Annotated in this window: 1 protein-coding gene; it reads right to left on the reverse strand. The window is 67.6% G+C overall.

Features of this window, described 5'->3' with window-relative positions; all coding sequences use genetic code 11:
- A partial coding sequence (locus AAE045_RS23870) for a phospholipase D-like domain-containing protein (protein ID WP_455549781.1) occupies positions 1-593 on the reverse strand: 593 nt, incomplete at both ends.

Genomic DNA, 593 nt, shown 5'->3' on the forward strand with positions numbered 1-593 from the left:
GAGGCCACCGGCAGGGCGGTATCGACGAAGGTGCGGCGCACGTAGTCCGGATCGTCGGCCTCTTCACTGACCCGCTCGACCCGCTCGGGCCGCCGGAAGTCGGCCGGCGGCATGGTCGGCACGCCCTGGCGGAGCAGCGTGCGGCCGACATCGTTGAGGCGCTCGGCCGGCACACTGCGCGGCGCGCGCCAGAACGCATCGAAGTTGGCGGCCATCTCACGCACTTCCGGGCCGGCCACGATCACATCGCGGTCGCGGAAGTTGTATTCGCTGTCCCAGTCGTAATAGTCGTCCTGGTAGTTGCGCCCACCGACCACGCCCAGTGCATCGTCGACCACCAGCAGCTTGTTGTGCATGCGCTGGTTGAAACGGCGGAAGCAGCACACCACGCTGGCGGCGTAATCGAAGTAGTTCAGGCGCGCCTTGCCGAAGGTCGGGTTGTAGACCCGCAGTTCGAAGTTGGCATGGCTGCCGGACAGGGCGCCGAGGATCTCCAGGTCGGAGATCGCCGAGAGCTGGTCGATCAGCACCCGCACCTTGATCCCGCGGCGTGCGGCCGCCTGCAGTTCGTCCAGGACCAGCCGGGCGCTGTC

Source organism: Dryocola clanedunensis (genome assembly GCF_038405435.1).
GTDB classification, from domain to species: Bacteria; Pseudomonadota; Gammaproteobacteria; order Enterobacterales; family Enterobacteriaceae; genus Dryocola; species Dryocola clanedunensis_A.